Origin of the sequence: Chryseobacterium sp. ZHDP1 (assembly GCF_018603435.1) — a bacterium.
GTDB classification, from domain to species: Bacteria; Bacteroidota; Bacteroidia; order Flavobacteriales; family Weeksellaceae; genus Chryseobacterium; species Chryseobacterium indicum.
In genome coordinates, this window is sequence record NZ_CP075682.1 from 3,620,249 (window position 1) to 3,646,011 (window position 25,763).

A 25,763-nucleotide genomic window follows, 5' to 3' on the forward strand; every position below is an offset into this window, starting at 1 on the left:
AAGCGAACGTATTTTATGATTAATTTAGTTAAAACTTAAAAATATTAGCATATGAGAAAATTTTACCTCCTTTTTTTGTTGTTATCATTAATTTTTTCCTGTAAAGATGAATCTTTCATGGAAATTGATAACAACACGTCGAATCCCCAATCCAATTATAATTTTGGAAATGATGTACAAAAAAACTTTCAGGGTGTGGTTTTAGACATCAATGGTGCACCTGTTTCCGGAGCTGCGGTTACCATAGGTACAGCTACAGTCACCACGAACCTCAAAGGTTTCTTTACATTTAAAAATGCCTCTGTAAAAGAAAATTTTGCCCATGTAAAAGTTACAAAAGCAGGATTTGTAAATGCTTCGCGTGTTCTGGTTCCTACCAATGGAATGAACAGAATAAACATCATGATGATTCCTGCTGCCACAACTTCCACAATTTCTTCGGGTTCAAGTTCTACGGTTTCTCTTCCGAACGGAACAAAAGTAAAGTTCGACGGAAGCTTTAAAGATGCGAACGGAAATGCCTATACAGGAAGTGTAAAGGTTGCTTTGTTTAATCTGGCATCCTCAAATCCCTATCTTAATGAATTGATGCCGGGATCACTGCTTGCGACAAATTCAGGCGGGAATGCGAGAGTCATGGAGACTTTTGGAATGGTACATGTTCAGCTGACAGGAAGTTCCGGACAGAATCTTCAGATTGCCAACGGACATACCGCAGAAATTACAGTACCTATTGACGCTTCTCAGACTTCCTCTTCTCCGGCAACGATTCCGCTTTGGTCTTACAATGAACAGACAGGAATGTGGAATGAGGAAGGTTCTGCCACAAAAGTTGGAAATACTTATGTGGGAACAGTAAGCCATTTTTCCTGGTGGAATTGTGATGCTCAGTTTCAGCAGGCAACCATGAAAGTAACAGTGAAAAATACTGCGGGACAGGTTCTTCCGAATATTAAAGTAACTTTAAAGAGAGCTTCTCAAACGTATGAGACTTATGGTATAACAGACAATATGGGAATGGTTTCGGGAATTGTTCCTGCAAATGAAGTCCTTAATTTAAAAGTTTATGATATTTGTAATAACGTCATTTATACTTCCAATGTAGGACCATTTCCGGCAGGAGTTATAACAACGATAGCAGATATTACAATTAATCCTTCTGCTTCAACAAGCTATACCATCCAGGGAAATCTGAAAACCTGTGCCAATACAGATGTTACAGACGGTTATGTGATATTGCGAAATGCTGCAGGAACAAATTATTTCAATTATCTTTCGGTTCCTGTAAATGCCAATGGAAGCTTTACCATGAGTACTTATTCGTGTACTTCAAATCCACAGTTTATTTATGAAGGATTTGATGTTGCCAATCTTCAGACTACCGGAGAAGTTACTTTTACAGCAACTACCAATACGGTTAATTTGGGAAATATTACGGTTTGTAATTCTGTAAGCGAATTTGTAAGTTATAAAATCGATAATCAAGCAGTGACTTATGTTCTGGGATCATTTAACGCACAATGGTCCGGACTTACTTCGCCTACACCGAATTTACCATCGAAACAGCTGAGAATAAACTCTGTAAATCCTGCAGGACCATACTTTTCCATGACTCAGAACAATATGATGGGCGTTGCTGCAAGTTTTACTACGGATTATATGTTTGAGCTTTCGGGGGCAGTGATTACACCGAGCAACGGAAATTTAATCGTCAATATCTCTACTTTTGGTGTGGTTGGAGATTATATTGATTTCACAGTTAACGGAACTTATACCAATACAACAGGAAGCCATACGTTCACAGCAACTGGTCATGTGAAACGCGATATGTAAAAATCATTACATTCTAAAATTAGAAAAGGACCGAAAAGGTCCTTTTTGTATGTTTAGGTATTACTCTCTGTCGAAACGGGCAAGTTTTTTATCAATCCAGATGGTTGCAAATGGGAAGAAGGCGGCAATTAAGGCAAAAACGCTGTCTTCATCGTCCCACACGTAAATTTTTCTCACAGCAGGTAAAAAGATCAGATAAAGAGAAAAAAAGAAACCGTGAATACTTCCGATGGTACTGATGTAGACAATAGGAAGAATTTCATCGGGATTGGTGCGGATCCATATCATTGCCGTGAAAAGAAAAAACCACGAAACGGCTTCTGCAAGGCAGATGTTTTTAAACCATTTAATGATTTTTTCCTGAGGATATTTTAAGAAAAATTTTTCGATGAAGTTCATAGTATTGAATTGAAAATTCGGTTTATGAGTTGAAAAAAATTGCAATTATTAATTCTAAATTCTAATTTTTAATTTTCTAAATATAAAATTACTTATAAAAACTGCTCCCATCCAGATAATCAAAAACTTCGGGAGGAAGCATCGGTCTTACATTTTTTCCGCTTTTAATCATGTTTCGGATTTCTGTTGCGGAAAGTTCAATAACCGGCGCGTTGATTAGAGAAATATTTTCGTGCTGAAGGTATTCAGAATCTTTCTTTTCACCTTCAAAAACTCTCGGATAAACAATGATGTGATGATTCTTAATTAAAGTTTCAGCATTCTTCCATTTATGAAGGCTTTCCAGATTGTCTTCTCCCATGATTAAACTAAAAGAATAGTCGGGATATTTCTCATGAAGATAAGTAAGTGTATCAATTGTATAACTTGGCTGTGGCAATGAAAACTCCACATTTGAAGCGCGCATTCTCGGATAATTTTTTACCGCAAGCTGCACCATATCCAGTCGGTTATGATCTTTTAACAAAGATTTTTTTTCTTTAAAAGGATTTTGCGGACTTACCACAAACCACAATTCATCCATATCGGAATTTTCCAGAATGTAATTGGCTAAAATTAAATGACCAATATGAATCGGGTTAAACGAACCGAAAAATAAACCAATTTTTTTCATAACCAACTTCTAATCCCTGAATTTTACATCTTTAATATTCAGATAATGCGTTACATTCCCTTTCCAGTGGTTTTCTTCCAGCGTAAAGGCAAGATCAAAATATTTATTTCTGAAATCATCGGCAAACTGTCCTAATTTAAAGCCTACACATTCAATATTTCTTCCGGTGGATTCCTGCTTGATATAGAATTTAAGATGATTATTATCTTTCCCCATCGTTTTGATATACCCCGAAATTTTCTGATTCGTTAATGTAAGAATCGGTTTCATATTATGAGGTCCGAAAGGTGCCAGTTTTCTGTGGAAATTGATAAATTCCCTGTTGATTTCATCAATCTGTATTTCCGAATCTATCGTGATCGAAGGCTCTTTCTGATGTTCTTTGATTTTTTCGGAAACCACCCGTTCAAATTTTTCTTTGAAAGCCGCAAATTTTTCTTTCTCCATAGAAAGTCCTGCTGCAGCATGATGTCCTCCGAATTTTAAAAAATATTCCGAACACATATCCAGTGCTTCGTGAACATCAAAATCTGAAACTGATCTCGCCGAAGCCACCATTTCCCCATTATTTCCATCGGTAAAAACGAGAGTAGGTTTGTAGTAGGTTTCAATCAGTCTCGAAGCTACAATTCCGATCACTCCTTTATTCCATTCCGGATGATAAACGATGGTTGTATATTTTGTTTCCTGCTGAGATTCAATAACCTGATTCAAAGCAGAAAGGGTAGAATTCATATCCAGTTCACGCCTTTCATCGTTAAGATTCATGATGTCGCTCACGATCTGATGGGCGTGTTTCAGGTTATCCGAAACCATAAGCTCAACGGCTGCTTTTCCGTGCGAAATTCTTCCGGCAGCATTAATTTTCGGCGCAATTTCAAACACAATATTTGAAATTTCAAAATGAGAAAGCTTGTCTTCAGGAATTAATAATCTTAAGCCTAAATTTCTCGTTTTTCGAAGAGTTTTCAGTCCCATTTTAGCCAAAACCCTGTTTTCTCCGGTCATTGAAACGATATCTGCGGCAATGGAAATCGCAAGAAGATCTGTTAATTCAAACAGTTCTGCTTCAGGAAGTTTATAAATCGTATTCAGTCCCTGACAAAGTTTAAAACCAACTCCGCAACCGGAAAGTTCTTTGAAAGGATAGCGGCAGTCGCTTCTTTTCGGATCCAGAACAGCAACAGCGTCAGGAATTTCTTCGCCGGGTAAATGGTGATCGCAGATGATAAAATCAATATCAAGACTTTTGGCATAGCTGATCATGTCTAATGCTTTGATTCCGCAGTCTAAAGCGATAATTAGCGAAAAGCCGTTTTCTTTCGCAAAGTCGATTCCTTCGGTGGAAATTCCGTACCCTTCAGAATTTCTGTCGGGAATATAATAATCTAAATATTTTTTCTGAACAATTTTGCTGAGGTACAGATACATCAGTGCAACGGCAGTTGTTCCGTCCACGTCATAATCTCCGTATACCAATATTTTTTCTCCATTCTCAATTGCAGTGGCGATCCGCTCTACAGCTTTTTGCATATCTGCCATTAAAAACGGACTGTGAATGTCGTTAAGGTTGGGTTTAAAAAATTCTCTTGCCTTTTGATAATTGTCAATTCCTCTGAGAACGAGGAGTTTAGATTCAAAAGTTCCAAAACCAAGAGACGAACTTAATCCATCCACAATTTCCTCATCGGGTTCGGGCTTGTAAATCCATTTTTGACTCATTTCACAAAAATAGGGAATTATAATTTAAAAGAAAAGTTTATTGTTGAAGGGGAAGTGTTAAAAAAAACCGTTCAGCAGTTGAACGGTTTTTAAATATTTTTAAGAATACATTTTCTCTCTTAATTCTTTTACTTTCTTATCAGCAAGATATTCATCGTAAGTCATTTCTCTGTCGATAATTCCGTTTGGAGTAAGTTCGATGATTCTGTTACAGACTGTGGAAAGCATTTCGTGGTCATGAGAAGCCAGTAGAATATTTCCTTTAAAGTTAGACAGTGAGTTGTTCAATGTCGTGATACTTTCAAGGTCTAAGTGGTTTGTAGGTTCATCCAGTAAAAGAACGTTAGCTTTCTGAAGCATCATTCTGCTGAACATACATCTCATTTTTTCACCTCCTGAAAGTACTTTACATGATTTTAAAGCTTCATCTCCTGAGAAAAGCATTCTTCCTAAAAATCCTCTTACGAATTCTTCATGACGCTCTTCATCATTTTTCGTGAATTGTCTTAGCCAATCAACCAAACTTAAATCTTCCTGAAAGAAGTTTGTATTATCTAAAGGCATATGCGACTGGTTTGTAGTAACTCCCCAAGCAACAGTTCCTTTGTCTGCTTCTACATTTCCTGCTAAAATTTCGAAAAATTCTGTGATTGCCAATGAATTTTTAGACAAAACAGCAACTTTATCTCCTTTTTTAAGATTTAAATCGATATTTGAGAATAGTAATTCTCCGTCTTTTGTTTTTTCAAGACCTTTTACATCTAAAATCTGATCTCCCGCTTCTCTTTCCATTTCGAAAATAATGGCAGGATATCTTCTTGAAGACGGTTTAATATCATCAATGTTTAATTTATCGATCATTTTCTTTCTTGCAGTTGCCTGTTTAGCTTTTGCAACGTTTGAACTAAATCTCGCGATGAAGTCCTGAAGTTCTTTCTTCTTTTCCTCCGCTTTTTTGTTCGCCTGAGCTCTCTGTCTAGTTGCTAACTGAGAAGCCTGATACCAGAAAGAGTAGTTACCTGTGTAAAGATTTAATTTAGCATAATCTAAGTCACCGATGTGCGTACAAACCGTGTCTAAGAAGTGACGGTCGTGAGATACAACAATTACTGTGTTTTCGTAATCTGCCAAGAAATCCTCCAGCCAAGAGATCGTATCGATGTCAAGGTCGTTCGTAGGCTCATCCAGAATAAGTACATCCGGATTTCCGAAAAGCGCCTGAGCCAAAAGAACCTTTACTTTGTCTTTGTTCTCAAGTTCGCTCATCATTTGCCAGTGCATATCATCTTTAATACCTACGTTAGAAAGCATGGTCTGTGCATCAGATTCTGCAGTCCATCCTCCCATTTCATCGTAGATTACACCTAATTCTCCGGCTTTAATTCCGTCTTCATCAGAGAAGTCTTCTTTCGCATAAAGCGCGTCCATCTCTTCTTTTATCTCGAATAATTTCTTGTTACCTCTCAAAACCGCTTCAAGCACAGTAAATTGATCATAAGCAAAGTGATCCTGCTCCAGAACAGACATTCTTTTTCCAGGTTCCAAAGATACGTGTCCTGTTGTCGGGTCCTGCTTTCCTGTTAATATTTTAAGGAATGTAGACTTTCCTGCACCATTTGCTCCGATAATTCCGTAGCAGTTTCCTTTCGTAAACATAATGTTTACCTCGTCAAAAAGAACTCTTTTCCCGAATTGTAAAGATAAGTTAGATACTGTTAACATATAGTTTTGTAAATTTGGCGCAAAAATACGAAAAGAATTTGGGTATTTCGCAATATTGTAATAGTCAGGTTTTTAAATGTGGGGTATTTTTTATATATTTCATTCATTAAATTAATAAAACGCAGAAAAAAAATTTCAGAAAAGATAAATTTCACCTGCAACTTTATTAAATTTTTACATCTTATAAATACAAAAGGATTTTAAAATGAAGATTGAAAAAACAGTCAATATATTAAACCGAAGAGCCAGATTTGAATATGAAATTCTGGAAGAATACGATGCGGGAATGGTTTTAACAGGTACGGAAATAAAATCTTTGCGTTCTTCAAAAGCATCTATCGCAGAATCGTTCTGTCAGTTTATTGATGGGGAATTGTACATCATTAATATGATGATTGATGAGTACAAATTAGGAACTTTTTACAATCATAAAACAAAAAGGGAACGGAAATTGCTCTTGCACAAAAAAGAGTTACAGAAATTAGAAAAAAAGTTAAAGGATGCAGGGAACACTGTTATACCTCTTAAGTTATATATCAATGACAGGGGAAAAGCAAAGGTTCTCATAGCGCTGGGTAGAGGGAAAAAACTCTTCGATAAAAGGGAGAGCATAAAAGATAGAGAAAATAAACGAAACCTCGACAGAATATTAAAGAAAAGTTAAAAATCATCTGAAAAACTTTGTATATAAAGAAAAATTATATTTATTTTGCATTATCAATTATTTAATCATTTAATTCTATGAAAAATCTAAAATTAGGAATTTCAGCATTGGCACTTACTGTTGCTTCTACTGTGTTCGCTCAGACTACCAACAATCCGTGGTTGATCGGAGTTGGTGCTCACGCGGAAAACCATTTGGCACAGAGAACCAATTTCAGTAATACGTTCTCTGCTAATAATTTGACGAAGACAATGTTCAATATGAACAACTTCTCTATTACTCCGCCATTATCAAAACTTACTGTAGCTAGGAACATCGGTAAAGGTTTGGTGATCGACTGGCAGACTACTGTTGGAAATGTTGAGAACAAAAGATTCAACATGGGTAAAGAGTTTATGTTGATGACAGGTTTAGGTTTCCAAGCGAAGGCTGCAGGTCTTCTTTGGAACGAAGAATCTTGGTTTGATCCATATTTAAGAGTTGGTGCTAACTATTTAAGACACGATTATACTTCTCTTACTTTCCCTAGAACGGATGCTAATGGTGAAGTTGTGGCGAATGGAGATAGCGGAAACGAAAACGGTAAAGCTAACTTCTTTACAGTTGCTACTGGTGCAGGTGCTAACTTCTGGTTAACTAAAAACTTCGGTTTAGGTATTCAGGGAGATTATGTATCAACTCCGGGAGACAAATCTAACGTTGCTAACTTCTGGCAAGCTTCAGCATCTTTGAACTTTAGATTTGGTAACAGAGATAGAGATAAAGATGGTATCTTAGATAAAGACGATTTATGTCCAGATACACCAGGTTTACCAGAATTCCAAGGATGTCCTGATACTGACGGTGACGGAGTTCCAGATAAAGACGATCAATGTCCAGATGTGGCTGGTCCGGTTGAAAACAATGGTTGCCCTTGGCCAGATACTGATGGTGACGGTGTAATCGACAAAGATGATGCTTGTCCTACAGTTGCAGGTCCTGCTGAAAACAACGGTTGTCCTTGGCCAGATACAGACGGAGACGGAATCTTAGATAAAGATGATGCTTGTCCTACTGTTCCAGGTCTTCCAGAATACAACGGATGTCCTAAGCCAAAAACAAAAACAGCTGAAGAATTAGAGAAGAGCTTTGGTAGCGTATTCTTTGATTTCAATAAAGCTACTATCAAGGCTGAGTCTAAAGGCGCTCTTGATTCTGCTGCTGATCTAATCAAAAAAGATGGTGGTAACTATCTATTAGAAGGTAGAACTGATGCTAAAGGATCTGAAGCTTACAACTTGAAATTATCTAGAGAAAGAGCTGCTGCTGTAGTTGCTGCTTTGGATGCAAGAGGTGTAGACGCTAACGCTCTTAAATCAATCGGTGTAGGTAAAGCTAAAGCTAAAATTCCTGCTACTGCTTCTGATGCTGAAAGACAAGTAGACAGAAAAGTAGTTGTAACTGCTATCGAAGATGCGGCTCAGTGGGAATCTCTTAAAAAGAGAGACTACGAAGATCCAACTCCGGTAAAAGTAGTTAAGAAAAAAGCTCCAGCTAAGAAAAAAGCTCCGGCTAAAAAGAAAAAATAATTAAATTTTTCTAAATATAAATACCTCCAGTTCTCTGGGGGTATTTTTTTTTCGTTCACTTTTAAGTAATTTTGTTGAAAATTAAAAATATAAAATGGGAAGAGCGTTTGAATATAGAAAAGCTTCTAAAATGGCCAGATGGGACAAAATGGCTAAAACATTTTCTAAAATAGGTAAAGATATTGCATTAGCGGTGAAAGCCGGAGGTGCAGATCCTGAATCTAATCCTGCATTAAGAAGATGCATCCAGAATGCAAAAGGAGCAAACATGCCGAAAGATAACGTAGAAAGAGCGATTAAAAAGGCAAGTGGTGCAGATGCAGAAAGCTACGAAGAAATTACTTACGAAGGTTACGGACAAGGCGGAGTTGCATTTTTCGTAGAATGTACTACTAATAACCCTACAAGAACGGTTGCCAATGTAAGAGCTATTTTCAATAAGTTTGACGGTAATCTTGGTAAAAATGGTGAGTTAGCTTTCATCTTCGACAGAAAAGGAATTTTCACCATAGAATTATCTCAAATTAAAATGGATTGGGACGATTTTGAAATGGAAATGATTGACGGCGGAGCAGAAGACGTAGAAAAAGACGAAGAAGAAGTTATGATTACAACAGCTTTCGAAGATTTCGGTTCTTTATCTCACAAGCTTGATGAACTGGGAATTGAAGCAAAAAGCGCAGAACTTCAGAGAATTCCGAACAATACAAAAGAAGTAAACGAAGAGCAGTTCAAGGCAAATATGAAAATGCTTGAGCGTTTCGAGGACGATGATGACGTGCAAAACGTATATCATAATATGGAAATTACAGAAGAGTTGATGGAAACGCTCTAAAAAAATAATATAACATTCATATACAGTTAACTTTCAAGTAGTTTCTTTGCATAAAACTATGAAAAGAAACGTCGAATTAGTTGTTATATCGGATGTTCATCTGGGAACTTACGGATGTAAGGCTAAAGAATTACTGCGATATCTTAATTCTATTCAGCCTAAAACTTTAGTTTTGAATGGAGATATTATTGATATCTGGCAATTCAAAAAGTCTTACTTCCCTAAACCCCATTTAAAGGTCATCAAAAAGATATTGTCCTTTGCCACAAAAAACACAGATGTTTTCTACATTACCGGAAATCATGACGAGATGTTCCGGAAGTTTACCGACTTCCAACTGGGTAAGCTTAAAGTCTGTAATAAAATCTGTTTAGACATAGACAATAAAAAAACATGGATCTTTCATGGAGATGTGTTTGATGCCTCTGTTCAGCATTCGAAATGGATTGCAAAACTGGGAGGAAAAGGCTACGATTTATTAATTGTGATTAATAATGTTGTCAATTGGTTTTTGGAGAAAATGGGTAAAGAAAAATATTCGTTTTCAAAAAAAATTAAAAACAATGTGAAGAAAGCGGTAAAATACATCGGAGATTTTGAACTTACAGCTTCCGAACTTGCCATCGACAATCATTACGATTACGTAGTTTGCGGACACATTCATCAGCCGCAGATTCGGGAGGTGATTAATAAAAAAGGTTCCTGTACGTATCTTAATTCCGGAGACTGGATCGAAAATCTTTCCGCACTGGAGTACAATAATAACGAGTGGAAGATTTTTTATTATGACGAACATAAAGATTCTTTAAAAGATGATACCGCAGAGGAAATTCAGGAAATCGATAGTGATGAGCTTTTAAAAATAGTAACCAACTTCAGCCAATGAGAATTTTATACGCCTTTCAGGGAACAGGAAACGGACACGTCGCACGCGCACAGGAAATTGTTCCGATCCTGAAAAAATATGCTTCTGTCGATACACTTATCAGCGGACATCAGTCGCAGTTAAAGGCAGATTTCGACATTAATTTCAAACACAAAGGCGTTTCCCTTCTTTATGATAAAACAGGCGGTTTATCCTATCGAAAAACGTTTACAGACAATAGTTTTTTAGAAGCCTTCAAAGCGATCCGCGAAATCGAGCTTTCTCAGTACGATTTAGTCATCAACGATTATGAACCTTTAACAGGATGGGCTTGTAAATTCAAAAAACATCCGATGATAGAACTCAGTCATCAGGCTTCCATGTTGTTTAAAGAAACGCCGAAACCGGATAAAAAAGATTTTTTCGGGGAAATGGTGCTGAAATATTATGTTCCCAGCGAAAGAAGAATTGGTTTCCATTTCGAAAATTATCATCCTCAGATAAAAAAGCCGGTGATCAGAAGGAAAATCCGAAACTTAAATCCCGACAAAAAAGGTTTTTATCTGGTGTATCTTCCGAGTTTTTCGGATGAAAATATCATTAAAGTTTTAAAGCAGATTCCGGTAGAATGGAAAGTTTTTTCCAAATATTCCAAATTGCAGTTTAAGGAAAATAATGTTGAAATTTTTCCGATTGATGAAATTCAATACTTAAAAGCGTTTGAAAACTGCGATGGAATTCTCTGCAATGCAGGTTTCGAAAGTCCCGCAGAAGCACTTTTTATGGATAAAAAACTGTTCGTAATTCCTATTCATAATCAATATGAGCAGGAATGCAACGCATGTGCTTTAGACAAAATGGGAATTCCGAATTCTAAAGTATTGAAACTCGAAGAAATACAGAATTGGGTAAATTCCGATCAGCATCTGAAAGTAGATTATCCGGATGATATTGAGGAAATATTGGTGAATGAAGTTTTAACGCTGTAAAAAAATATCTTCCACATCCTTCATTCTCATCAACACAGATCGCGCGTAAGAACAATGCGGGTAAACTTTCCAGTTGTTTTCGCGGGCAAACTTTATGGCTTCTTCTACCAGATATTTTCCCATTCCGCGACCTTCAAATTCGGGATGAACCAGAACGAAGGAAATAATGAATTTGCTGTCTTCGGGGAAAATAGTGTACGTTAATCTTCCGATTTCTTTTACTTCATTATTTAAAGAAATTACACCGCCGTTGCCCGATTTATTATTTTCAAATCTCATAACTTAAACTTTTATGAAGCGTAAAATACAAAAACTGCACCGCGAAAGATTATTTGTATTTTGCGATTTCTGCTTTTAGTGCTTCAATTTCTGCTTCCAGTTTATCGATGTATTTCTTCTGAGATTCCCACAAAGAAAGCGGAATGTTGTAATTATTGGTATTAACAATTCCATTACCTGTAGAATTGTCGTTAAAAATAAAAACTAAACTCTCTTCATTTTCATAAACCTCTTCGAAAGGAACTTCCAATACTTCGGCAATTTTCTGCCATTCCGATAAAGAAATTTTTGCCGTTCCTTTCTCTCTTCGGTTGTAGTTGGAAACATCCATAGAAAGGATGTCTGCCATTCTTTCCTGGCTGATGTTTCTTCTTTTGCGGGCTTCGATGAGTTTTGTTTTTTCCATTTCTGTAAAGTTTAGTGTAAAGATAAATTTTTTGCGAAAAATCGCAATAAAATCGCAAAAAGAAAATTGTATTTACTTGTACTAAATTTTTATTTTTGATCTGTTTAACAAATGAAAAAAAAGCAGATGAAAAAATTATTTTTAATTGCAACCGTCTCCTTTGTAGGATTTTTAAGTGCAAAAGACACGGAGGAAAAGAAACCATCCAAGCAAACAGAAGAGACCAAAACTGAAAAATGTGAAAAGGAATCTACTCCGCAGCAGTATTGCCAATCTTATCTGATGGTAGTTTGGTGTAATTCTAGCGCAAATGCCGTAGATACGGTTTGTTATAAACTGGGCGATGCAGATTCCAAAGCACATGCCTATGCCTGTATGAGAGAAAACGGAGCTTTGTACAATGAATATGTTTGTGGTTCGCCTGATTATGGTGGTTAAAATTTTTAAATGATGTCTAAAAAGTTATTTCTATTTTTCATATTATTTTGCAATAATTTTTTGTTTTCCCAAAAAGCGGACAGCTCTTATATTGAATGTAAATATTTAGTTACCTTTTTAATTGATACAGCCAATATTAAAACTCAGAAAAAAGAAATTGCATCTTTATTAATCGGCAGGAAATCGTCTATTTTCAAAAGCAATCAAAAAGCATTTGCAGATTCTTTAGGAATTAAAATGATTGAAAAAAGTATGAATAATCCTGTTGATGGACAGGTTGTAATCAATGCTTCTGCTCTTCCTTCGGCTAAATTTAAACCGGAAGTTTTTTATAGTGATGGAAAAGTAACCATTTATGATAAAATATCAAGAGATGGATATCGCTATGATCTCAATAATAAAATAGAGTGGAAGCTGGAATCCGAATCGAAGATAATACAGGGCTATCAATGTAAAAAAGCTGTATGTAAATACAGAAAAAAAATTATGACAGCATGGTATACAGACGAAATTCCAATTCAGGAAGGACCTTACTCCTTTAAAGGATTACCAGGTTTAATTTTAGAAATATATGATGATAAAAATTATTTTAATTTTTCTTTAGTTGGCTTGAAAAATACTAAAAAACCTATCGGATCTTTACCCAATGGTATTGATACAACTTATGAGAAGTTCTACAAAAAAAGAAAAGAAAGAATGGATGATCCTTTAAGTTCATTTTTTGGAACTTTCGGAAAACTTCCGCCAAAAGGAAGCGAAGAAGCCATCATCAGGAATATTAGAAATATCAATAATTTTTTAGACTAAATTTAATTAAACAAAAGAGGGCTTTCTAAAATTTAGATGCCCTCTTATCATTTCACAAAGATTCACATTGTAAGATTTCTATAGTTTACAAAGGGAAATCTAATGAATATGGAACAGAATATCTTATTGAAATTCTGAATAGTATTAACATTATCAAAAAACTAAAATGCCGGAAAGATCAAATTTAAATTATTTCGTTTATCATTTCTTTTGGCTTCCTGTAACGGTGGGAGCGCTGTATATTTCCATTCAGTATTTTGTGGTGTACCATCTTCTGAATTTTGGGAATTATGATATTCTTTTTACCATAACTTCCTGTTTGCTGTTGTCACTTATAAATTTAGGTTTTGCTCTGATTGGTAAAGAAAGAAACCAATTTGTAAAAGATTTTTCAGAATACGTTATCATTTTATACCTCTCGTGTATGTTGTCTTTATTCATTCACTTTTGCAGGTTCAATTTTGGAACAGTAAGGCGCTGCGTTTTAGATATTGATATTTCAGAAGTGAAAAATATGCATGATGTGGCGATACTTTTTACATCCGTTATCAACATCATTTTTCTTTGCATCATCCGTAGATATAAACTAAAAATTAGAGTATTGCATTTTGTACTGTTGATTTTGGCAATGGTTGCTCAGTTCTTTTATACACGTAGTTTTAGAATGATTTAGTTTGAATATTATGTCATTTCGATGAAGGGGAAATCTACCAAATACAATCCTAAAGACGCCTTTCAGCATGACAAACTTTGCTCCGGATTATCTAAACGCGAAGTTTTTGTTTTGAGAATGAATATATTAAGGGAGCAATGTGAAGGCAGATCTCATCTGTTAAGAAGCGCGCTTCATCATCCGTCTGCGAGGGAGTATCTTTGCTTCTCTTTAATGAGGTGAAAACTTTTTCCTTTGCGTTTAGATTGCAGTCTTCAAATCAATAAAAAAATGTTTGTATAAGCATTTGATATTTTTTTCAGAATCATCTGCAAAATCCGCCAAATCTGCGGGAGCTTTCATAAACAGCTCTGTCATTTCGACGAAGGAGAAATCTATCAAATATAATCTTAGAGATGCTTTTCAGCATGACAAACTTTGTTCCGGATTATCTAAACGCAAAGTTTTTGTTTTGAGAATGAATATATTTAGGCAGCAAAGTGAAGGCAGATTTCATCTGCTAAGAAGCGGGCTTCATCATCCGTCTGCGACGGAGTACCTTTGCTTCTCTTTAATGAGGTGAAAACTTTTTTCTTTGCGTTTAGATTGCAGTTTCTAAATCAAATTAATAAAAAATATTTGACGAATTTTTCAGAATCATCCGCAAAATCTGCGGGAGTTTTTATAAGCAGAGTGGTTTTAAAATATTTCAAATTCGCCTTTCTAACTGTCTTTCCCCGTATAATAATTGTAATCCTTAATAACAACCCCGATGAACTGTCTTTCTGTCATTTTGGTAGGATCTACTTCCAGCTTCAGAATTCCTTTAATTTTATCAGAAAGTTTGCTGATGATTTGTCGGTCGTCCACTCGTAAAGCTTTCAGATAATTATCTTTGATGATTCTCATGTCATTATCGCTTAAAGCAATGACCTGCGGAAAAGTAGGAACATAATCTTCTTTAATGTTTTCCAGAATCGTATGCGAAATATTGATGTTGTTTTTTAAAGAAATAACGGCGGTTCCCGATGCAATATCTCCCAAACGCTGGTTGTTTTTGGAAACAATGGCAGAGATAAGACCGATAATAGAAATATCGATGATCCTGAAAACCCAGCGAATCATATAATCTCCGAATCCCGCCTGATAACCGTCGATTTTCACCACACGGATTTTCATGACTTTTTTTCCCGGAGTCTGCCCTTCCATCAGGCTTTCCAGAACAAGCGGATAAATAGCAGTCGGGAAAAGAAGAATGCTGTAAATAGCAATAATCGACCACTGATCAAGCCCGTCCATCACATATCCCAGATTCAGAATATTGAAAAAAAGATACAGAATAGCGATGGTGTAAGCAATTTGAATAAGAAGATCGATAATATAAGCAAGAAGTCTTTCTCCAACACCCGCAATGTTGAAATTAATATTTACATTTTGTGAAGTATTTATCGCGATTTGAGACATTATTTTTATTATTTTAGCCTTACAATTATGAGAGAAGTTTATTTCATTAAACAAAATAAAGAAAAATGGTTGGGAATCGAACAGGTTATTCAGGGGAAAATTAAAAAAAATCCTGATGATCTCTCTTCGCTGTACATCAACCTCGTTAACGACCTTTCTTTTGCACAGACGTATTACCCGAAAAGTAATACCACGGTTTATCTTAACCATTTGTCTGCACAGATCTTCCAGAAAATTTATAAAACCAAAAGGGTAGAAGAAAACAGATTTCTGCATTTCTTCAAAACCGAAGTTCCTTTGCTGGTGTACCAGTACAGAAGATATTTGGGATATGCTTTTTTGTTTTTTACTTTATTTACGTTAATCGGTCTGCTTTCCGGAATTTACGATAAAGATTTTGCCAAAGTTATTCTGGGTGAAGAATATGTGAACCAGACGATTGAAAACATTAAGGCAGGAAATGCGGTAGGAGTTTACCAGAGCGGTTCTACATGGGGAAGTACAATCGGGATTATTTTCAACAATATAAAAGTTGGTGCAAGACTGTATATCTACGGAATTGCAGGCGGAGTGGGAACGCTTTGGGCATTGCTGAACAACAGCGTGATGCTCGGTTCTTTCCAGTATTTCTTTTACGATTACGGCGCACTGAAGGACAGCGCAAGAGGAATCTGGCTTCATGGAGTTTTTGAAATCTTTGCGATGGTAGTGGAAGCGATGTGCGGTCTTATTCTGGGAGCCTCTATTTTATTCCCTAAAACACTGTCGAGATTTAATTCTTTCAAAATCGGATTTAAAGATTCATTCAAAATATTCCTGAGTACGGTTCCTTTCACCATCTGTGCAGGAATTATTGAGGGATATGTAACAAGACACGCCCTGAAAATGCCTTTAATTTTAAATTTAATTATTATTTTCGGGTCTTTGGCAATCATCGGGTTTTACTACTGTATTTATCCGTCTGTTGTCAGCAAAAAAATTAATAACCAGATTCAGGATGCAGTTTTATAAAAAAAGAGATTTCGGAAGTTTCATCAGCGATACTTTTGCTTTTTTCAAATTATACGGTAAGAATTATTTTAAAAATTTTATTCTGCTGAACGGCTTGCTGCTTATTTTAACCGTCGTTGTGATGGTGGTAGGATTCAGAGAATTCTTTGGAGCCATTTTCGGATCGAATATGAGCGGACAAAGCTATTATTTTGAACAGTATTTTCAGGATAATTTAGGACTGATTATGATTGCTGGAATTGTACTTTTTGTACTTTCCACAGCTCTAATGACGGTTAATCTGCTTTTTCCTGTATTTTATATGAAAAGAGTTGCGGAAGGACATAAAGAAATAAAAACAGACGATATCATCAGTGATTTTAAAGTGAATTCTAAAAAAGTTTTCATTGCCTATTTCGGACTTACCTTTTTGGTAATGCCTGTTGCAACGGCTATTTTTGGATTTTCTTATCTGTTGGTATTTTTTTTCATTGGAATTTTTCTGCTGCTTTTTATCCTGCCGAATTTATTCAGTATTATCACTTTTCTCTGCTACGATTATTTTAACGGAAATAAAGGTTTTTTCGAAAGCCTCAGTTATGCTATAAGATCTCAGTTTTCTTATCCTAATGGCAGAGAAAAATCTCCCTATTGGAAATATTGGGGAGCAACCATTATTTTGGGACTGCTTTTTTATATTGTAAGCGGATTTTTATCCGGAGTTCCGATGGTTTTATACATTCTTAAACTTTCAACAACCGCTCCGGATGCGAATTTTGAACAGAATCCTTTCTCCGGAAATTTCGGAATTGTTATATTCTTTATCTACGGACTTTCAACATTGGTTTCAACCATATTAATGAATGTTCTGTATGTAAATTCAGGATTGATGTATTACGACAGCCGCACCGATCTTCATCAGAAAATGGAACTGGCAGAAATAGAAACAATAGGAAATAATGAATAGGCTTCTTCTTTTACTGCTTTTTTTCAGCTTCGGAACTGTTTTTTCTCAGCAGGACGATCTGCCTCCTGAAGGAGCTGTTTTTCTGGACTCGATAGAAACGGGACATTATAGGAATATGTACCGTGCAGATTCTGTATTGTATAAAAATCCAGTAACGGAAAACACCGTTTATCCTAAAAAATTTAAAGACAACATCCCTTCAAGATACAAAGACAAAGATTTCGATTATACTACGGTAAAACCCAGAATGTCTTTCGGGCAGAAGCTGATGAAGAAGCTCGCAGAATTATTAGACAGTATTTTCGGGGAAACCGTATTTACAAAATCCGGAAATTTCGCAGGGATTTTAATGCGTCTTTTTGTGATTGTTCTTGTTGGCTTCCTGCTGTATTTTATTATTAAATATCTCATCGGGAACGGCGGAATTTCATTCTTCGGAAAGAAAAACCGGAAAGTGGATATCCGCGAAGAAGAACTTCATGAAAATATTCACGAAATTAATTTCCCGGAAAGTATTCTAAAATTTGAAAAATCGGGGGATTTCCGTTCAGCAGTGCGTTATCAGTTTTTATTTTTCTTAAAAAAATTAAGCGATAAGAAACTCATCGTCTGGAATCCGGAAAAAACCAATAAAGATTATGCGGCAGAGCTGAAAGCACCGCACTTAAAAGAAAGTTTTTACGATCTTGCCTATATTTTCGATTATGTCTGGTACGGAGAATTCTCTATTGATGAAGAAAACTACCTGAAATTTAAAAACCAATATCAATCCTTTAAACCGTAATTAATTGTTATCATGAACAAAACTTTCAAAATATATGCTGTAATCTTCGTCGTGGTGATGATTATTCTGGCGTTGTTTGAAGTCAACAAAACAGAAAGTACGGATTGGAGGAAGAATTTCAAGACTTACCAGAAATCACCGTTCGGATTGTATGTTTTTAATAACGAGATCAAAGATCTTTTTAAGAATAAAGTTAAAAAAATAGATCAGACTCCTTACGATTATTATACACAGAATAAAGAAAAAGGCAGTCATAATATCCTTGTCATTGAGCATGAAGTAGATACAGAATCGTGGAATAAGATTCTGGAAGAAGTTTCCAAAGGTTCCAACGCGATGTTGATTATCAGCGAAATGCCGAAAGAAATTTCCGACAGCATCGGTTATTATGATTCTATGATTTCTTTTCGGGACGAAAATGTTTTAAAACTTACCGACACGAAATACCAGAACGATTTCATTAAACTGGATAAATTTCCATCCGGAAGAGGTTTTACTTTCATTAAACCGGGATCTGAAGTCTTGGGAAAAACGGTAGAAAAAAATAATGACGATCAGGCAAATTTTATTAAAGTAAAATTCGGGGAAGGTTATTTTTACGTTCATTGCGAACCGCTTTTTATTACCAATTACTATCTTCTGAAACCCGGAAATGTAAAATATGCACAGGACGTTTTTTCTTATCTGGATGATAAAGAAACATTGTTGTTTCTGGAAAGCAATTCGAAATCTTCGCAGTTTCTGCTGAGGTTTATCCTTTCAAACCCAGCTTTAAAGTACGCGTGGTGGGTTCTTCTGGGCGGTCTGGCTTTGTTTATTTTCTTTAATGCCAAAAGAAAGCAGCGCATTGTCCCTATTGTGGAACCGCTGAAAAATAACTCGATGGATTTTGTGAAAAGTATCGGAAATCTTTATCTTCAGGAAGGCGATTTTCATGACATGATGTCGAAAAAAGCACAGTATTTCCTGAACAAAGTAAGAATGGATCTCCTTATCGATACCCAGAAATTAGATGAAGAATTTGCAAAAAAACTCCATCTGAAAACCGGAAAACCAACGGAAATGATTGATGAAGCCATTGGGCTGATTAAAAAAGGACAGGATCCTTATGCGCACGTAATGAAGGAAGATCTTGTGAGAATGAATAAAATTTTGGATGAAATTATTTAAAAAAATGTAACAATCTGAAAATACAACAGTGTTGTAATTCTCAAGGTACTTGGTAATTGGATACACTGTTCTATTGATAAATTATAGGATATGGAAAACTTTGAAAACCCAAATATAGAAAACGAATTTTCTATCAGCTTAGATAAAAAAGAAGATCAGTTTCAGTCGAGAATCGATATGATCGAGCTTCGTACAAGTCTTGAAAAAGTAAAAGCCGAAATTGCAAAAGTAATCGTTGGTCAGGAAAACATGGTGGAACATCTTTTGGCGGCACTTCTTTCGAACGGTCACGTTCTTATTGAAGGTGTTCCCGGCGTTGCCAAAACCATCACGGCAAAATTACTGGCAAAAACCATTGATGTAGGATTCAGCAGAATTCAGTTTACACCCGATCTCATGCCTTCCGATATTTTGGGAACCTCTGTTTTCAGCGTAAAAAATTCTGAATTTGAATTTAAAAAAGGACCTATTTTTTCTAATTTCATCCTGATTGACGAGATCAACCGATCTCCGGCAAAAACTCAGGCAGCTTTGTTTGAAGTGATGGAAGAAAGGCAGATCACGATGGACGGAACCCGCTATCCGATGGAAGAACCTTTCCTTGTGGTGGCAACCCAGAACCCGATTGAGCATGAAGGAACATACAGACTTCCGGAAGCCCAGCTTGACCGTTTTCTGTTTAAAATAAATGTGGGTTATCCGAATTTGGAGCAGGAAATTGCCATTATCAGAAATCAGCACGAAAGCAAGCAGGAGGATAAAACAGAGGTTGTTAACGAATTGATTACTGCACAGCAACTGAAAAATTATCAGCATCTGGTAAAAGAGATCATTGTTGAATCTCAGTTGATGGAGTACATCGCTAAAATTATCATCAACACCAGAGAAAACCAGTTTCTATATTTAGGAGCTTCTCCGAGAGCGAGTCTGGCTTTGTTAACCGCATCAAAAGCATTTGCAGCTTTAAGAGGACGAGATTTCGTAACGCCGGAAGACATTAAAGAAGCCAGTTATGCCGTTCTGAGACACAGAGTCATCGTATCGCCGGAAAGAGAAATGGAAGGCCTTACCGCAGACGAAATTATCAGACAGATTTTAGAGGGAATAGAGATTCCGAGATAGAAATTGGTTGTTAGTTGAAAGTTGATGGCTTTCAGCTAATATCCTGCTGAATATTGTTCATGAAAAACTTATACCTCAATACACGCTTTTTCTTCACGCTCATCGGAGTGGGGATTCTGTATGTTCTCGCTTTTTTCTTTCCGTTACTCATGTGGGTAGCGCACATCGTTTTGCTTCTGGTTTTTTTGGCGGCAATGGTGGATTATCTTTTTGTTTTCAACAGGAAAGAAGGAATTTCCGCGCAAAGAATTTTGCCAGAAAAATTATCCAATGGTGATGAAAATCCCGTAAAAGTTGATATTAAAAACAACTATGCTTTCAAAATCAATGTCAAAGTAATTGACGAAATTCCGTTTCAGTTTCAGAAGAGAGATTTTTTAATCGAAAAACAGATAGAACCGGGAAGAAATATATTTTTTCAATATATTCTGGAGCCAAAGGAAAGAGGAGAGTACAATTTCGGCAGTTTAAATGTGTACGTTTCTTCTCCTTTAGGTTTTGTCGCAAAACGGTTTAATTTTCAGAAAGATGCCAATTTACCGGCTTATCCGTCATTTATTCATCTAAGAAAATATGAACTGATGGCTTTGCAGAGTGAATTTCTGTTGGGCGGAATCAAGAAAATCCGAAAACTGGGACATACGATGGAGTTTGAACAGATTAAAGAATATGTTCCGGGAGATGACATCAGAACGATCAACTGGAAAGCCACTTCCAAAACAAACCGATTGATGGTTAATCAGTTTCAGGACGAAAAATCACAACGTATTTTTATGCTGATTGATAAAGGACGTACGATGAAGATGCCTTTCAAAGGACTGAGTCTTTTGGATTATTCAATTAATGCAACAATGGCTTTATCCCACATCATTCTGAAAAAAGGCGACCGCGCCGGAATGATGACTTTTTCGAAAAAAACTGAAAATAAAATTGCGGCAGAAAATAAATCGGGACAGCTTAGAAAAATTTCGGAAGCGCTTTATAACATCAAAACCGATTTCTTTGAGAGTGATTTTAACAGGTTGTATCAGGATGTAAAATATTCGCTGAATCAGAGAAGTTTGATTCTTTTATTTACAAATTTTGAAACGTTGGATGGCTTAAACCGTCAGTTAAAATATCTTCGCGGAATTGCTAAAAACCATTTACTCGTCGTGGTTTTTTTCAAAAATTCAGAATTGCAGACGTTGATTCATAAAAATCCTGAAAGTATGCAGGAAGTATACGACGAAATCATCGCCGAAAAATTTGAGTTTGAAAAGAAACTGATCATTCAGGAACTCCGCAAATACGGAATTTACACAGTGTACACTTTACCGGAAAATCTGAATATTGATGTCATCAATAAATATCTGGAAATTAAAGCGAGAGGGATTTTGTAATTTTTAAATAAGGATCTCATTTTAAAATGAACCGCAAAATTTACAAATGATTTAAGCAAATTTATAAATGAGAAAAATTGCATTGTTCATAGTATGTATCTGTTGTTTTTTATCCTGCGACAAGAAAATAAAACAAGAGGATGATTTTGTCATTTTTAAAGTAAATTCTAAAATACAAAATGTCGCTTTTTACTGGAAAGATGATAACGGAACAATTCTTAAAAGCATTGCTCATTTAAAGAATAAAACAGAGCAGGAAAATAAAGAATTAATATTTGCCATGAACGGCGGAATGTTTGAACCCAATAACTTTCCCAAAGGATTGTATATTGAAAATTTTAAAATCCTGAATAAAACAGATACTTTATCTGGCAAAGGAAATTTTTATCTCCCTCCTAACGGAATATTTTATCTCACAAAAAATAATGAAGCTGAAATTGTTGAAACAAAAGCTTTTAGGAACAATCCTGAAATAAAATACGCAACACAATCCGGACCGATATTGCTGATTGACGGAGAGATAAATCCAATATTTAAAAAAGATTCAAAAAATATCAACATCAGAAATGGAGTCGGAATTCTAAATGATGGAAATATAGTTTTAATAATGTCTAAAAAAGAGGTTAATTTTTATAATTTTGCTTCCGTATTTAAAGAATCAGGCTGTACAAAAGCTTTGTATCTTGATGGCTTCGTTTCCAGAACCTATTGCCCCGAACAGCAATGGACGCAGGAAGACGGAAACTTCGGAGTCATGATCGGGGTTACCACATCTAAAAAATAAATTTAAAAATGAAAATATCACTTAACCGAATCAACGACGATTTTTTATTTGAATGTACCAATTCTCAGGGAAATTCAATTCTTTTGGATAATACAACACAACCCGGCGCAAAAGGCGTTTCTCCGATGGAAAGTGTTCTGATGGCAGTTGCGGGATGCAGCGGAATAGACGTTGTTTCTATTCTGAAAAAACAGAGACAGGAAATCACTGATTTTAAAGCAGAAGTAGAAGGCGAAAGAATTCCAGTAGATGATGCAAAACCTTTCAAATCGATAAAAGTTAAATTTCTTCTGGAAGGACATATTGATCCTAAAAAAGCGCAGAAAGCAGCCCAGTTGTCTTTCGAGAAATACTGCTCGGTTTCCAAAACACTGGAACCGAATGTGGAAATAGGGTATGAGGTTTTTGTAAATGGCGAAAGTGTAAAAGATTAGATTGAGCTAAGTTCAATAAAAAAAGAGAGGCTGTCCTAAAAGTTTGGGCAGCCTCTTTTAAATTTATTATCAAACCTCCATTACATCAATAGTCTTGGCTTCAAAAGCTTTGCAACCGTAGCAGTCCATCCTGTCTGGTGAGACGCTCCTACGCCGCGTCCGTTGTCTCCGTGAAAATATTCGAAAAAGGTAATGTAATCTTTAAAATTTTCATCATAATTAAACTTCGCATTTCCTCCGTTGAAAGCACGTTCTCCATTCTCGTCTTTTAGAAAGATAGAACAAAGTCTGTTACTGATATCGTGAGCGACCTCATCAAGATTTTTCTTATCACCGCTTCCCGTAGGCAATTCTACTTTCATGCTGTTTCCGTAGTAGAAATGGAATCTCTGTAAACTTTCAACAATCAGAAAATTGATCGGAAACCAGATCGGACCACGCCAGTTGCTGTTTCCCCCGAACATTCTGCTGTCGCTTTCTGCAGGAGTATAATACACAATATTTTCGGTGCCATGAACAGAAAATTTAAAAGGATTATCCTCATATACTTTCGACATTGCACGGATTCCGTATTGGCTTAAAAATTCTTTCTCATCAAGCATTCTGGTCAAAACTTTTGTCAGACGGTTTTTCCTCAGAATACTCATCAGGTGCTTTCTCCCATGGCCTTCTTCTTCCCAGTGCGAAACAAGTTTCGTAAGTTCAGGTTTGTTTTTCAGAATCCAATCCATTCTTGTGGTAAAGTTGGGCATTTTATCCAACAGATGATGATCGATAATTTCCACAGCAAACATAGGAATCAATCCCACAATACTTCTCAGTTTCAGGGAAACACTGTCGCCGTTCCCAAGCTGAAGCACATCATAGAAAAAGCCGTCTTCTTCATTCCATAGCCCTTTTGTTCCTTCCCCCAGATTTTCCATGGCTTCGGCAATATAGAGATAATGCTCAAAGAATTTAATCGCCATATCTTCATACACCTGATAATATTGTGCGAGTTCCATGGCAATTCGCATCATATTCAGAGCGTACATTGCCATCCAGCTAGTTCCGTCCGCCTGCTCCAGATGCTGTCCGTCTTTTAACACCATATTCCGGTCAAAAGCCCCGATGTTATCAAGCCCTAGAAAACCGCCTCCGAAAATATTTTTTCCATTTTTATCTTTTCGGTTTACCCACCATGTGAAATTCAATAGTAATTTCTGAAAAACCTTTTCCAAAAATAAAAGATCCGGTTTTCCGTTTTGTTTTTCATCAATTTTAAATACACGGAAACATGACCACGCATGAACGGGCGGGTTTACATCACTCAGGTTCCATTCATAAGCAGGAAGCTGTCCGTTCGGATGCATATACCATTCTTTAGTTAATAAAAGAAGCTGTCCTTTCGCAAATTCAGCATCAATAATGGCAAACGGAACACAATGGAAGGCAAGATCCCATGTCGCATACCAAGGATATTCCCATTTATCAGGCATCGAAATGATGTCTTTATTGTGCATATGATTCCACTCTGTATTTCGGACATAATGGTTGAAGTTTCTCGGAGCTTCAAAATTCGGATCGCCTTTCAGCCATTTGCCGACATTATAGTGATAAAACTGCTTGTTCCACAATAGTCCGGCAAAAGCCTGTCTTTGCACATTTTTTTCATCATCACTGGTTACATCATTCTGTATTTCATCATAAAATTCATCCGCTTCAGAAATTCTGTTTCTAAAGATCTCATCAAAATCATAAAACGGATTATCCAGTTCATTAGGAGATAATCTGAAATCAAATGTTTTCGATTGTCCTGCCTCAATAACTTCATCAATTAAAAAAGAGGCTTTGGTTCCTCTCTTTTCAGGATTTACGGTATTGCTCCCGTATGTAATGTAATCGTTGATTCCGTCTTTGTAAAAAGAATTTCCCGGATAAGGCGTTCCGTATAATTTCGGACTGTTGGTTTCATTATCACAGAAAACACTTTCCGCCAGAATATTTCTTGAATAAAACTTTTTAACCGAAATACTGTCATGATTTACATTGATGCAGCCTTCGTGAGAAGCATTGATTTGCCCTTTATAGGTATTATAGCCCCATTTCCAGTTATTTCTGAACCATACCATGGGAGCAACTATAATCGGAGCATCTTTATTACTCCTGTTGCAGACAGTTACCCTCACTAAAATATCATTATGTTCAGCCTTTGCATATTCAATGAAAATATCAAAATATTCATCCTTATCGAAAATACCGGTATCGAAAATCTCGTATTCGGGTTCCTTCTTACTTCTTTTCGCATTCTCGGAAAGAAGATCATTATAAGGAAATTCATTAATCGGATATTTGTACACCATTTTCATATAACTGTGCGTAGGTGTATTATCCAGATAGTAAAAGAGTTCTTTAATGTCTTCTCCATGATTTCCCTGCGGATTGCTCAAACCAAAGAAGCGTTCTTTCACCATTTTATCCTTCTTGTTCCAAAAGGAGAGCGCAAAACAGAAGAGTTGCTTTGCATCAGAAATTCCGGCTATTCCTTCTTCTCCCCAGCGGTAGGCATAGCTTTCTGCAGTATTGTGGTTGGCGAAATTCCATGCGTCGCCGTTCGGGCTGTAGTCTTCACGTACATTTCCCCATTGCCGATTACTCACGTAAGGTCCCCAGTTTTTCCAGTTTGTGTCTTGTAATCTTTGTTTTTCAGCAATCATATTTCATCATTTTTCATTACGAAGTTAGCTTTTTTACGAAAAAATTCCAACTCATTAAATTTGAATTATTATTAATATTTCCCTGAAAGCCTTCTGTTTATCGGGGTTTATCATATTA

The 25,763-nt window shown here is 36.1% G+C and carries 25 protein-coding genes; 17 read left to right on the plus strand and 8 right to left on the minus strand.

Annotation, left to right across the window (positions count from 1 at the left end; genetic code table 11):
* The first annotated feature begins 117 nt into the window (after positions 1 to 117).
* On the plus strand, positions 118 to 1,833 hold the full coding sequence (locus KKI44_RS16620) for a carboxypeptidase-like regulatory domain-containing protein (RefSeq protein ID WP_214588362.1): 1,716 nt from the start codon (positions 118 to 120) through the stop codon (positions 1,831 to 1,833).
* A 60-nt stretch (positions 1,834 to 1,893) separates the two neighbouring features.
* On the opposite strand, the gene KKI44_RS16625 is transcribed toward KKI44_RS16620, so the two are convergent.
* The 4 genes from KKI44_RS16625 to KKI44_RS16640 all read right to left on the minus strand — a co-directional run bounded on the left by KKI44_RS16625 (position 1,894) and on the right by KKI44_RS16640 (position 6,349).
* Positions 1,894 to 2,232 carry a DUF3817 domain-containing protein gene (locus KKI44_RS16625; protein WP_214588363.1) on the minus strand — a complete coding sequence of 113 codons (339 nt, stop codon included), beginning with the start codon at positions 2,230 to 2,232 and terminating at the stop codon, positions 1,894 to 1,896.
* Positions 2,233 to 2,320: 88 nt separating this feature from the next.
* Entirely contained in the window at positions 2,321 to 2,905 is a 585-nt protein-coding gene (gene nadD / locus KKI44_RS16630) for a nicotinate (nicotinamide) nucleotide adenylyltransferase (RefSeq protein WP_087707954.1), read from the minus strand.
* Between the two features lie 9 nt (positions 2,906 to 2,914).
* Entirely contained in the window at positions 2,915 to 4,627 is a 1,713-nt protein-coding gene (gene recJ / locus KKI44_RS16635; RefSeq protein WP_214588364.1) for a single-stranded-DNA-specific exonuclease RecJ, read from the minus strand.
* Between the two features lie 99 nt (positions 4,628 to 4,726).
* A complete protein-coding gene (locus KKI44_RS16640; protein WP_214588365.1) occupies positions 4,727 to 6,349 on the minus strand; it encodes an ABC-F family ATP-binding cassette domain-containing protein in 1,623 nt (540 codons plus the stop codon).
* A 205-nt stretch (positions 6,350 to 6,554) separates the two neighbouring features.
* Between KKI44_RS16640 and smpB the strand changes: the two genes are divergently transcribed.
* The 5 genes from smpB (at position 6,555) to KKI44_RS16665 (ending at position 11,270) form a co-directional block, all read left to right on the plus strand.
* Positions 6,555 to 7,013, plus strand: coding sequence for an SsrA-binding protein SmpB (gene smpB, locus KKI44_RS16645; RefSeq protein WP_214588366.1), 459 nt, complete (start codon positions 6,555 to 6,557; stop codon positions 7,011 to 7,013).
* Between the two features lie 77 nt (positions 7,014 to 7,090).
* Positions 7,091 to 8,581, plus strand: coding sequence for an OmpA family protein (locus KKI44_RS16650; RefSeq protein WP_214588367.1), 1,491 nt, complete (start codon positions 7,091 to 7,093; stop codon positions 8,579 to 8,581).
* A gap of 94 nt (positions 8,582 to 8,675) precedes the next feature.
* The gene (locus KKI44_RS16655) at positions 8,676 to 9,416 is read left to right on the plus strand and encodes a YebC/PmpR family DNA-binding transcriptional regulator (RefSeq protein ID WP_214588368.1); all 741 of its coding nucleotides are present in this window, start codon (positions 8,676 to 8,678) and stop codon (positions 9,414 to 9,416) included.
* Between the two features lie 58 nt (positions 9,417 to 9,474).
* Positions 9,475 to 10,302 (plus strand): UDP-2,3-diacylglucosamine diphosphatase, encoded by an 828-nt coding sequence (locus tag KKI44_RS16660; RefSeq protein WP_108411045.1) that lies wholly within the window; start codon positions 9,475 to 9,477, stop codon positions 10,300 to 10,302.
* Positions 10,299 to 11,270, plus strand: coding sequence for a glycosyltransferase family protein (locus KKI44_RS16665; RefSeq protein ID WP_214588369.1), 972 nt, complete (start codon positions 10,299 to 10,301; stop codon positions 11,268 to 11,270). Before KKI44_RS16660 ends, KKI44_RS16665 begins: the two co-directional genes overlap by 4 nt.
* Here KKI44_RS16665 and KKI44_RS16670 read toward each other — a convergent pair.
* Both KKI44_RS16670 and KKI44_RS16675 read right to left on the minus strand, forming a co-directional pair.
* A complete protein-coding gene (locus KKI44_RS16670) occupies positions 11,259 to 11,549 on the minus strand; it encodes a GNAT family N-acetyltransferase (RefSeq protein ID WP_214588370.1) in 291 nt (96 codons plus the stop codon). The genes KKI44_RS16665 and KKI44_RS16670 overlap by 12 nt on opposite strands.
* 49 nt (positions 11,550 to 11,598) lie before the next feature.
* Positions 11,599 to 11,955 (minus strand): helix-turn-helix transcriptional regulator, encoded by a 357-nt coding sequence (locus KKI44_RS16675; protein ID WP_214588371.1) that lies wholly within the window; start codon positions 11,953 to 11,955, stop codon positions 11,599 to 11,601.
* 126 nt (positions 11,956 to 12,081) lie between these two features.
* Between KKI44_RS16675 and KKI44_RS16680 the strand changes: the two genes are divergently transcribed.
* From KKI44_RS16680 to KKI44_RS16690, 3 genes are all read left to right on the plus strand, one after another.
* Positions 12,082 to 12,393, plus strand: coding sequence for a hypothetical protein (locus KKI44_RS16680; RefSeq protein ID WP_214588372.1), 312 nt, complete (start codon positions 12,082 to 12,084; stop codon positions 12,391 to 12,393).
* Positions 12,394 to 12,402: 9 nt separating this feature from the next.
* On the plus strand, positions 12,403 to 13,200 hold the full coding sequence (locus tag KKI44_RS16685) for a GLPGLI family protein (protein WP_214588373.1): 798 nt from the start codon (positions 12,403 to 12,405) through the stop codon (positions 13,198 to 13,200).
* Positions 13,201 to 13,366: 166 nt separating this feature from the next.
* Entirely contained in the window at positions 13,367 to 13,873 is a 507-nt protein-coding gene (locus KKI44_RS16690; protein ID WP_214588374.1) for a hypothetical protein, read from the plus strand.
* A gap of 702 nt (positions 13,874 to 14,575) precedes the next feature.
* On the opposite strand, the gene KKI44_RS16695 is transcribed toward KKI44_RS16690, so the two are convergent.
* Positions 14,576 to 15,316, minus strand: a complete 741-nt coding sequence (locus KKI44_RS16695) for an RDD family protein (RefSeq protein ID WP_108410658.1) — start codon at positions 15,314 to 15,316, stop codon at positions 14,576 to 14,578.
* Between the two features lie 27 nt (positions 15,317 to 15,343).
* Between KKI44_RS16695 and KKI44_RS16700 the strand changes: the two genes are divergently transcribed.
* The 8 genes from KKI44_RS16700 to KKI44_RS16735 all read left to right on the plus strand — a co-directional run bounded on the left by KKI44_RS16700 (position 15,344) and on the right by KKI44_RS16735 (position 22,949).
* Positions 15,344 to 16,327 (plus strand): stage II sporulation protein M, encoded by a 984-nt coding sequence (locus KKI44_RS16700; protein ID WP_214588375.1) that lies wholly within the window; start codon positions 15,344 to 15,346, stop codon positions 16,325 to 16,327.
* A complete protein-coding gene (locus KKI44_RS16705; RefSeq protein WP_214588376.1) occupies positions 16,314 to 17,273 on the plus strand; it encodes a DUF4013 domain-containing protein in 960 nt (319 codons plus the stop codon). The genes KKI44_RS16700 and KKI44_RS16705 overlap by 14 nt, the downstream gene beginning before the upstream one ends.
* Entirely contained in the window at positions 17,266 to 18,057 is a 792-nt protein-coding gene (locus KKI44_RS16710) for a DUF4129 domain-containing protein (protein ID WP_214588377.1), read from the plus strand. Before KKI44_RS16705 ends, KKI44_RS16710 begins: the two co-directional genes overlap by 8 nt.
* A 12-nt stretch (positions 18,058 to 18,069) precedes the next feature.
* Positions 18,070 to 19,227, plus strand: a complete 1,158-nt coding sequence (locus tag KKI44_RS16715; RefSeq protein ID WP_214588378.1) for a hypothetical protein — start codon at positions 18,070 to 18,072, stop codon at positions 19,225 to 19,227.
* A gap of 90 nt (positions 19,228 to 19,317) precedes the next feature.
* On the plus strand, positions 19,318 to 20,349 hold the full coding sequence (locus KKI44_RS16720; protein WP_214588379.1) for an AAA family ATPase: 1,032 nt from the start codon (positions 19,318 to 19,320) through the stop codon (positions 20,347 to 20,349).
* Positions 20,350 to 20,408: 59 nt separating this feature from the next.
* Positions 20,409 to 21,731 carry a DUF58 domain-containing protein gene (locus KKI44_RS16725; protein WP_214588380.1) on the plus strand — a complete coding sequence of 441 codons (1,323 nt, stop codon included), beginning with the start codon at positions 20,409 to 20,411 and terminating at the stop codon, positions 21,729 to 21,731.
* Between the two features lie 67 nt (positions 21,732 to 21,798).
* Positions 21,799 to 22,515: a phosphodiester glycosidase family protein gene (locus KKI44_RS16730; RefSeq protein WP_214588381.1), complete on the plus strand. Its 717-nt coding sequence runs from the start codon at positions 21,799 to 21,801 to the stop codon at positions 22,513 to 22,515.
* Positions 22,516 to 22,523: 8 nt separating this feature from the next.
* Positions 22,524 to 22,949, plus strand: a complete 426-nt coding sequence (locus tag KKI44_RS16735) for an OsmC family protein (RefSeq protein WP_214588382.1) — start codon at positions 22,524 to 22,526, stop codon at positions 22,947 to 22,949.
* Positions 22,950 to 23,029: 80 nt separating this feature from the next.
* On the opposite strand, the gene KKI44_RS16740 is transcribed toward KKI44_RS16735, so the two are convergent.
* Entirely contained in the window at positions 23,030 to 25,645 is a 2,616-nt protein-coding gene (locus tag KKI44_RS16740) for an MGH1-like glycoside hydrolase domain-containing protein (protein WP_214588383.1), read from the minus strand.
* Between the last annotated feature and the right edge of the window lie 118 nt (positions 25,646 to 25,763).

What these genes read in the sequence shown, in the direction of transcription:
- KKI44_RS16735 (WP_214588382.1), top strand. Translation starts at nt 22,524, where the DNA reads ATGAAAATATCACTTAACCGAATCAACGACGATTTTTTATTTGAATGT.
- KKI44_RS16720 (WP_214588379.1), top strand. Translation starts at nt 19,318, where the DNA reads ATGGAAAACTTTGAAAACCCAAATATAGAAAACGAATTTTCTATCAGC.
- KKI44_RS16670 (WP_214588370.1), bottom strand. Translation starts at nt 11,549, where the DNA reads ATGAGATTTGAAAATAATAAATCGGGCAACGGCGGTGTAATTTCTTTA.
- KKI44_RS16700 (WP_214588375.1), top strand. Translation starts at nt 15,344, where the DNA reads ATGAGAGAAGTTTATTTCATTAAACAAAATAAAGAAAAATGGTTGGGA.
- KKI44_RS16695 (WP_108410658.1), bottom strand. Translation starts at nt 15,316, where the DNA reads ATGTCTCAAATCGCGATAAATACTTCACAAAATGTAAATATTAATTTC.
- KKI44_RS16680 (WP_214588372.1), top strand. Translation starts at nt 12,082, where the DNA reads ATGAAAAAATTATTTTTAATTGCAACCGTCTCCTTTGTAGGATTTTTA.
- KKI44_RS16685 (WP_214588373.1), top strand. Translation starts at nt 12,403, where the DNA reads ATGATGTCTAAAAAGTTATTTCTATTTTTCATATTATTTTGCAATAAT.
- KKI44_RS16620 (WP_214588362.1), top strand. Translation starts at nt 118, where the DNA reads ATGGAAATTGATAACAACACGTCGAATCCCCAATCCAATTATAATTTT.
- KKI44_RS16665 (WP_214588369.1), top strand. Translation starts at nt 10,299, where the DNA reads ATGAGAATTTTATACGCCTTTCAGGGAACAGGAAACGGACACGTCGCA.
- KKI44_RS16690 (WP_214588374.1), top strand. Translation starts at nt 13,367, where the DNA reads ATGCCGGAAAGATCAAATTTAAATTATTTCGTTTATCATTTCTTTTGG.
- recJ (WP_214588364.1), bottom strand. Translation starts at nt 4,627, where the DNA reads ATGAGTCAAAAATGGATTTACAAGCCCGAACCCGATGAGGAAATTGTG.
- KKI44_RS16625 (WP_214588363.1), bottom strand. Translation starts at nt 2,232, where the DNA reads ATGAACTTCATCGAAAAATTTTTCTTAAAATATCCTCAGGAAAAAATC.
- KKI44_RS16640 (WP_214588365.1), bottom strand. Translation starts at nt 6,349, where the DNA reads ATGTTAACAGTATCTAACTTATCTTTACAATTCGGGAAAAGAGTTCTT.
- smpB (WP_214588366.1), top strand. Translation starts at nt 6,555, where the DNA reads ATGAAGATTGAAAAAACAGTCAATATATTAAACCGAAGAGCCAGATTT.
- KKI44_RS16650 (WP_214588367.1), top strand. Translation starts at nt 7,091, where the DNA reads ATGAAAAATCTAAAATTAGGAATTTCAGCATTGGCACTTACTGTTGCT.
- KKI44_RS16730 (WP_214588381.1), top strand. Translation starts at nt 21,799, where the DNA reads ATGAGAAAAATTGCATTGTTCATAGTATGTATCTGTTGTTTTTTATCC.
- nadD (WP_087707954.1), bottom strand. Translation starts at nt 2,905, where the DNA reads ATGAAAAAAATTGGTTTATTTTTCGGTTCGTTTAACCCGATTCATATT.
- KKI44_RS16655 (WP_214588368.1), top strand. Translation starts at nt 8,676, where the DNA reads ATGGGAAGAGCGTTTGAATATAGAAAAGCTTCTAAAATGGCCAGATGG.
- KKI44_RS16660 (WP_108411045.1), top strand. Translation starts at nt 9,475, where the DNA reads ATGAAAAGAAACGTCGAATTAGTTGTTATATCGGATGTTCATCTGGGA.
- KKI44_RS16725 (WP_214588380.1), top strand. Translation starts at nt 20,409, where the DNA reads ATGAAAAACTTATACCTCAATACACGCTTTTTCTTCACGCTCATCGGA.
- KKI44_RS16715 (WP_214588378.1), top strand. Translation starts at nt 18,070, where the DNA reads ATGAACAAAACTTTCAAAATATATGCTGTAATCTTCGTCGTGGTGATG.
- KKI44_RS16675 (WP_214588371.1), bottom strand. Translation starts at nt 11,955, where the DNA reads ATGGAAAAAACAAAACTCATCGAAGCCCGCAAAAGAAGAAACATCAGC.
- KKI44_RS16710 (WP_214588377.1), top strand. Translation starts at nt 17,266, where the DNA reads ATGAATAGGCTTCTTCTTTTACTGCTTTTTTTCAGCTTCGGAACTGTT.
- KKI44_RS16705 (WP_214588376.1), top strand. Translation starts at nt 16,314, where the DNA reads ATGCAGTTTTATAAAAAAAGAGATTTCGGAAGTTTCATCAGCGATACT.
- KKI44_RS16740 (WP_214588383.1), bottom strand. Translation starts at nt 25,645, where the DNA reads ATGATTGCTGAAAAACAAAGATTACAAGACACAAACTGGAAAAACTGG.